Raw genomic sequence first — 6,490 nt, forward strand, 5'->3', positions numbered from 1 at the left:
CAACTTTCAATTGCTAAATTTCTTCTCAATAATCTGTTTTACCACCGCTCCCTCAGCGTGGATGGGTTCAGCGGCGCTTGCCGATCGCCCACCGATGAAGTCCATCTCCCCCCATAAAACCTCCAAAACACTAGCAGCCAATCCCTGTTAAGAATCGATGGTCTAACATCCAGGGGCGCGCCCCGCCCCTGCTCTTCACACCGGAACCCCCCTGGAACACCATTGCCCTACCACAATTTTTCCAGTTTTGTTAAGACTTCAGCATAATAACTGATGACATTTTTCGATTAATATAGGAAAATCAGCGTAAAGATATATCGTGCCATCGGGGTCATCATTCTACATGAATTACTGCATTGTCGCTCAACCCAACCATTTTGAGAAGAGGAACCAGCATGAATATTATTCTGCAACCCCAAGGCAATTTAGACGTTAAATTGGCCGCTCTGTTGCTGCAAAAAATGGCAGCCCTTATCGCCGAAAACTACACCCATTACTTTATCGATTTAGCCCAAGTTAAATCCTTGAACCATTGCGGCGTCAGCGCTTTATTTGCCGCCCACAAACTGGCTCGCAAGACGGGAAAGCGCTTGAGTTTATGCAATCTCAATGCAACGGTTCATTATATCTTGGAAATCAGCGACCTTAACGGTCAATTCGAGATTCTAGAATCCAATAACGACTTCCTCGAAATTCGCACGAAAATAGTGGTTTGATCCACCTCGATTCCTCCCCTGCGCTCCTCCCCTCCCAATTCCATCGGGAATGCATCTACTTTTTTCTGCGATCGGGTCAATTCTACGAGCGTACTAGGTCAATAACCTGCAATACATGCTCCCAGTGCATCTTAACCGTTGACAGAGACGGGCAAAACTGCGATAAACTGAAAAAAGTATTAAGAAATGTAAATAAACGACATCATGCCAAGCACAGCTAGAGGCAACAGCAAATCCCGGGTTATCGTGATTGGGGGGGGAATTGGCGGATTAACCGCCGGGGCACTCCTCGCCCAGCGCGGATATCAAGTGAGAGTCTTCGACGGGGCGATCGTGCCTGGGGGATGCGCCTCCACGTTTAAGCGGCGCGGATTTACCTTCGATGTGGGGGCGACGCAGGTGGCAGGATTGGAACCGGGAGGTATCCATCATCGAATTTTCTCAGAATTAGACATCGAAGTGCCCCCCGCAACCGAATGCGACCCAGCTTGTGCCGTATTTTTACCCGGAGAAAAAGAGCCGATTAACGTTTGGCGAGACCCAGAAAAATGGAAAGCCGAACGACAGCGCCAGTTTCCCGGAAGCGAACCATTTTGGCAGTTAATGGCCAGATTATTCCGCGCCTCTTGGCGGTTTCAAAGTCGCGATCCGGTTCTTCCCCCGCGCAATTTGTGGGATATCGGGCAATTAATCAAAGCCTTGCGCCTCGATACGACAATTACCTTTCCCTTTACCCTAATGACCGTGGGGGATGCCTTGCGCTTCTGTGGGGTAGAAAAGGACAATCGGTTAAAAACCTTTCTCGATTTGCAACTGAAATTATATTCTCAAGTCACTGCCGAGGAAACCGCATTGCTTTATGCTGCCACCGCATTAGGCGTGTCTCAATTTCCCCAAGGATTGTATCATTTAGAAGGCAGCATGCAAGTGTTGAGCGATCGCCTGGTGGAAGGGTTAGAAAAACATGGCGGTCAATTGTTCATGCGCCACCGGGTCAAACAAATCGAAATCACAGAAAAAGGTGCATCTAGCGCCACGATTTACAACCAAAAAACCGGGGAAATCTGGACTGAACCTGCCGATATTATCGTTGCCAATGTCCCGGTGCAAAATTTAGTAAAAATGATAGAATGGGGAGACATAAAAGAATCGATTTGGCAACAATTATATCGGCGGCGGGTAGAGAAATTGCCCCCAGCATCCGGCGCATTTGTGGTGTATTTAGGTGTCAAGCAGGAAGCGATGCCGGAACATTGCCCCCCGCACCTGCAATTTTTGTACGATATTCGCGGAGAAATTGCGGAAAATAATTCCCTTTTTGTCTCCGTTAGTCGCCCGGGAGATGGCCGATCGCCCGAGGGAATGGCCACCATTACCGCCTCTTCTTTTACCGATACCCAACGGTGGGCAAATTGTGAGGATTATTCCCAATTAAAACAACACTATACCGACGATGCGATCGCCCGCCTCGGAGAGTATTTCCACCTCACCCCAGACACCATCGTGCATCGAGAAGCCGCCACCCCGCGTACCTTCGCCCACTTTACCGCCCGCGATCGCGGTATCGTCGGCGGTGTCGGACAGCGCATTTCCACCTTCGGTCCATTTGGATTTGCCACCCGCACCCCCGTGCGAAACTTATGGTTAGTCGGCGACTCCACCCATCCCGGGGAAGGCACTGCAGGGGTCAGTTATTCTGCCCTCACCGCCGTCCGACAAATCCAGGCGCAAAGATAACTGTAGATGCGAGCATATTTGACTTCAAACGCGCTCAAGAAAGCCCGTTACTCATTCTTCGAGTTCTCTGGAGAAAAATAGGGGAGAAGGAGGTGGCCGGGAAGACAAGCGATCGCGCTTTTATGCCGGGTAATCTAAAAGCGTTTGACCCCTGCAATAGTCCCAATCCTCCGACGATAGATTCTGTTAAAATCGGGTACCATAGAATCAAGTTGCCCGCGTGGAACCGCCCGCCCTTAACGCAAGTCGCGATCGGATAATGCTAGCAAAACGGTGCATCGGATGCTCTCTCTCAGTCAGAATTGTTCTTCCCGCAGATTTTACCCAGGGGAAATAAAAAGTCCGCCGGGGTTGGGGAGTAAGTTCGAGAGGCAAAAGATAGCCACCCAAAACATTAAAAATGGATAAACAGATGCAACGGAAATTAATATTTGCACCCAAAATCGCCTTGTTGTGCCTGTGCGCCCTTGGGGTTGCGATCGCCCAAATCGAGGCACAGGCATCCCAACAAATCGAGATTGTTTCCTCCCTCGGGCAACTCAAAACCGAGACAGGCGCGAATCGCAGACAGGCAATCAACACCCTGCGGCGCATCGGTTCACCCGCCGTCCCCGCACTCTTAGACGCCTTGAGAGACGAAGATAAAGAAGTCCGCAGTGCGGCAACCTTTGCCTTGGGGGCGATGGGGGCCGACGCCACAGAAGCCATTCCCGCCCTGATTAACAGCTTAACCGATGCAGACGATCGCCTGCGCCTGGATGCCGCCGTGGCCCTGCGAAAAATCGGTGCCCCTGCGGTTTCTCAACTGAATGCTGCATTAAAACATTCAGAACTCAACGTCCGCCGGGGGGCAGCCTTTGCCTTAGCAGGGATTGGTGCGCCTGCCAAAGAAGCAATACCGAATTTAGTGCAAACCTTAGCCCATGCGGACGATCGCCTCTCCTGGAATGCGGCAGTTGCATTGCGGGCGATCGGTTCCCCAGCCATTCCCGCCCTCACCGACGCCTTGAACCACGAAAATCCGCAAGTGCGCCAAGGGGCCGCCTTTGCCTTGGGAAACGTCACCTCCCCCACCGTAGCCACGGTTAGGGAGGACTTCGCCCCCGATCGCGCCTCCCTTCCCTCCCCGGAGACCCTGGCCCAAGAAAACTCCGGGGAACAGAATCCAGACATGCCGCAGATTTGCGACATTCTTCCCACCCCAGAGTCGGCGACACCGAAGCCTTGCCAAGTCAATCCGACCCTGGAAGAATGGTTAGAACAATGGCGGTTAGACAATCCGGGTGGCGAGGAAGTGACCCCGGATCCGGGGGACATGCAGCTCAATCCCTGCGACATGCAGCCCAATCCCTGCGAAGTGCGGCCCAATCCCTGCGAAGTGCAGCCGAACAATCCCTGCGACGCCAAGCCGCGACAGGTGGTGGCAAAAGCGGATCGAACCCGAGGGTTGTTATAGATTGATTTGCGTTATTCCTGCGGCGATCGCGATTTTGGGAATGGGGGGCTAGCCCCTCTTCCAAAATTACGGAAAATCGCTATACTCAAAAAAGTGACAGTTTGCGAGCGGTGTGATGGAACAAAACCGACAACAACCGACAGAATACGATGCCGTTCTCGGCGGTCAAACGCCAGCCCCCATAGATGCAGTCGTATTAGGGGGATTAGAAGGTGTAAAAAGGCGCTTAGCCAGTCCAGTGGTTGCCCAGCGAGTGGCAGCGCTTTCCGAGGCGATAAAATATGGCGTCGATGGGTTGGATTTAGTTATCGAATGTTTGGGCGATCGGTCCTGTAAAGTCCGCCACGCCGCTTGTTTGTTGTTAGAAAAACGCACCGAAACCCGAGTACAACATGCATTGCGGTTATATAATTCTCATTGCAATCGATTTAATAGCGTTATCGATCGCGAGTTACCGGTGAAAGTGTCTCATATCGATACCTTGATGGATCGCTTGGAAGAAGACGAAAGTGCGACTGCCCGCGATCGGGTAGAACAATCCCTCAGTTTAGTCCAAACCCCAGAAGGACAAAAGCGACTGGAGCATTATTTAATTAATGGCACCAAAAAGCAACAACAATATGCCGCGCGGTTTTGTAAGGTAAAGGGGAGAAAAGATATATTGTCCGAAACGCGCAAATACGGTTAGAGAAAAGGGAAATTTACTAGCAAAAACTACCGAGGTATTAGGGTTCAATTTTCCCACTTATTCCCTTTTTTTAGCTGATGCTGCCTCTACCGCTAGATGTGGTGAAATTACTTACTATTCTATTATTGTTTTTAACCCGAAATAATATCGATAAAATTAGGAACACGGCACTACCATCATTTCCTGAAATTTCCGATTAATTCCGGAGGAATAGGCGTAACAAAATTATATTAAGACCGAAGAAATATATGTAAAAAAATTAGTCCGCGTAGGCGGACTTGGTTTGCCCAGCCGCGATTTCAATCGCCCGCTTCTTTAAATCACAATCGGAGAATTGACCCACCCGAATCGGGTGGGCGCGTTGTAGATTATTTCATTTTTTCCCGAGCAGATTCTAGAGCGTTTCGCACCCGATCGAACCCGGTTCCGCCGTAACTATTTCGGGCAGCAATCACTTGTTGAGGTGCGATCGCCTGATAAATATCCTCCTCAAACGCCGGATGTAGGGATTGCCATTCCTCCATTGTCAAATCCTTTAACAACTTGCCAGCCGCCAAAGAGGTTTTAACCACTTTCCCCACCAGATTATAAGCTTCTCGAAATGGCACGCCTTTCGTCGCTAAATAATCCGCCACATCCGTTGCATTAGAAAAGTCTTCCGCCACTGCTTCTGCAAGACGGTTGGGGCGAAATTCGATGCCTTCGCGCATTAAAATGGTCATTGCTTCGAGACAGGCGCTTACGGTTTTGACGCTATCGAAAAGGGCTTCTTTATCTTCTTGCAAATCTTTATTGTAAGCTAAGGGTAATGCTTTCATTAGGGTGAGCATTCCTTGCAAGTGACCGAAAACGCGACCGGCTTTTCCGCGTACCAATTCTGGGACATCGGGGTTTTTTTTCTGGGGCATAATACTCGACCCCGTAGCGCAGGAGTCGGTGAGTTGGACGAAGTTAAATTCTTGCGAGGCCCAGAGGATGACTTCTTCCGCCAAGCGACTCAAGTGAACCAGAATCAAGCTAGCGGCGCAGAGAAACTCGATCGCAAAATCGCGATCGCTGACTGCATCGAGACTGTTGGCGTATAATTTAGAAAAGCCCAGTTGTTGTGCGGTGTATTGGCGATCGATGGGAAACGTCGTTCCTGCCAAAGCGCCGGCACCCAAGGGGCAGATATCCACGCGCTGGTAAACATCCCCCAAGCGCTCCCAATCGCGCTGAGCCATTTCGAAATAAGCCAACAAGTGATGAGCGAGGCTAATCGGTTGCGCCCGTTGCAGGTGAGTGTAACCGGGGATGGGAGTTTCCACATGGTTCTCAGCGAGTTGTAGCAACACCTGCTGATAGTCTTTAAGCTGTTGGCGAATGTGAGTGATGCGATCGCGCAGGTAAAGGCGCGTATCCGTGCCCACTTGGTCGTTACGCGATCGCCCCGTATGCAGTTTTTTCCCCACATCCCCCACCAGTTCAGTTAATCGGCGTTCCACCGCAAAGTGAACGTCTTCCGACTCGATGCCCGGTTTAAACAACCCTTGGCGATATTCCTGGCGAATTTGTTCGAGTCCTTTAACCAGGGTATCCGATTCGGCGGATGAGATAATGCCCGTTTTGGCCAGCATTTTAGCATGTGCCACCGAGCCAGTCAAATCGTATTCGAGCAGTTCGATATCGAAACCGATACTGGCATTAAAGCGGGCGATCGCCGGATGTAGTGCCCCTTCAAACCGTTGACTCCAAGTTTTTTGTTCGCTCATCTGAATTCACCGCTGAATGACTTCGTTTAAAATAACTGGAAAAACCCGTTTTCCACAGAAAACGGGTTTTTTCATCAGAAATTAGGGTTGGTAAGGGGGAGAACGGAAACCCTCGTCATTTATGCGTAGGGAGGAGTTCTCC

Annotated in this window: 5 protein-coding genes; 4 read left to right on the forward strand and 1 reads right to left on the reverse strand. The window is 50.5% G+C overall.

Annotated features, from left to right (window positions below):
• The first annotated feature begins 395 nt into the window (after nt 1–395).
• From LKK83_RS19220 to LKK83_RS19235, 4 genes are all read left to right on the forward strand, one after another.
• Nucleotides 396–716, forward strand: a complete 321-nt coding sequence (locus tag LKK83_RS19220) for an STAS domain-containing protein (RefSeq protein ID WP_324632901.1) — start codon at nt 396–398, stop codon at nt 714–716.
• A 204-nt stretch (nt 717–920) separates the two neighbouring features.
• Nucleotides 921–2,453 carry a C-3',4' desaturase CrtD gene (gene crtD, locus LKK83_RS19225; RefSeq protein ID WP_324632902.1) on the forward strand — a complete coding sequence of 511 codons (1,533 nt, stop codon included), beginning with the start codon at nt 921–923 and terminating at the stop codon, nt 2,451–2,453.
• A 412-nt stretch (nt 2,454–2,865) separates the two neighbouring features.
• The gene (locus tag LKK83_RS19230; RefSeq protein ID WP_324632903.1) at nt 2,866–3,909 is read left to right on the forward strand and encodes a HEAT repeat domain-containing protein; all 1,044 of its coding nucleotides are present in this window, start codon (nt 2,866–2,868) and stop codon (nt 3,907–3,909) included.
• 112 nt (nt 3,910–4,021) lie between these two features.
• Entirely contained in the window at nt 4,022–4,597 is a 576-nt protein-coding gene (locus LKK83_RS19235) for a hypothetical protein (RefSeq protein ID WP_324632904.1), read from the forward strand.
• Between the two features lie 368 nt (nt 4,598–4,965).
• On the opposite strand, the gene argH is transcribed toward LKK83_RS19235, so the two are convergent.
• Complete coding sequence (argH, locus tag LKK83_RS19240) at nt 4,966–6,348, reverse strand: argininosuccinate lyase (protein ID WP_324632905.1); 1,383 nt, start codon at nt 6,346–6,348, stop codon at nt 4,966–4,968.
• Between the last annotated feature and the right edge of the window lie 142 nt (nt 6,349–6,490).

The organism is Phormidium sp. CCY1219 (genome assembly GCF_035615515.1).
Lineage (GTDB): Bacteria > Cyanobacteriota > Cyanobacteriia > Cyanobacteriales > Laspinemataceae > CCY1219.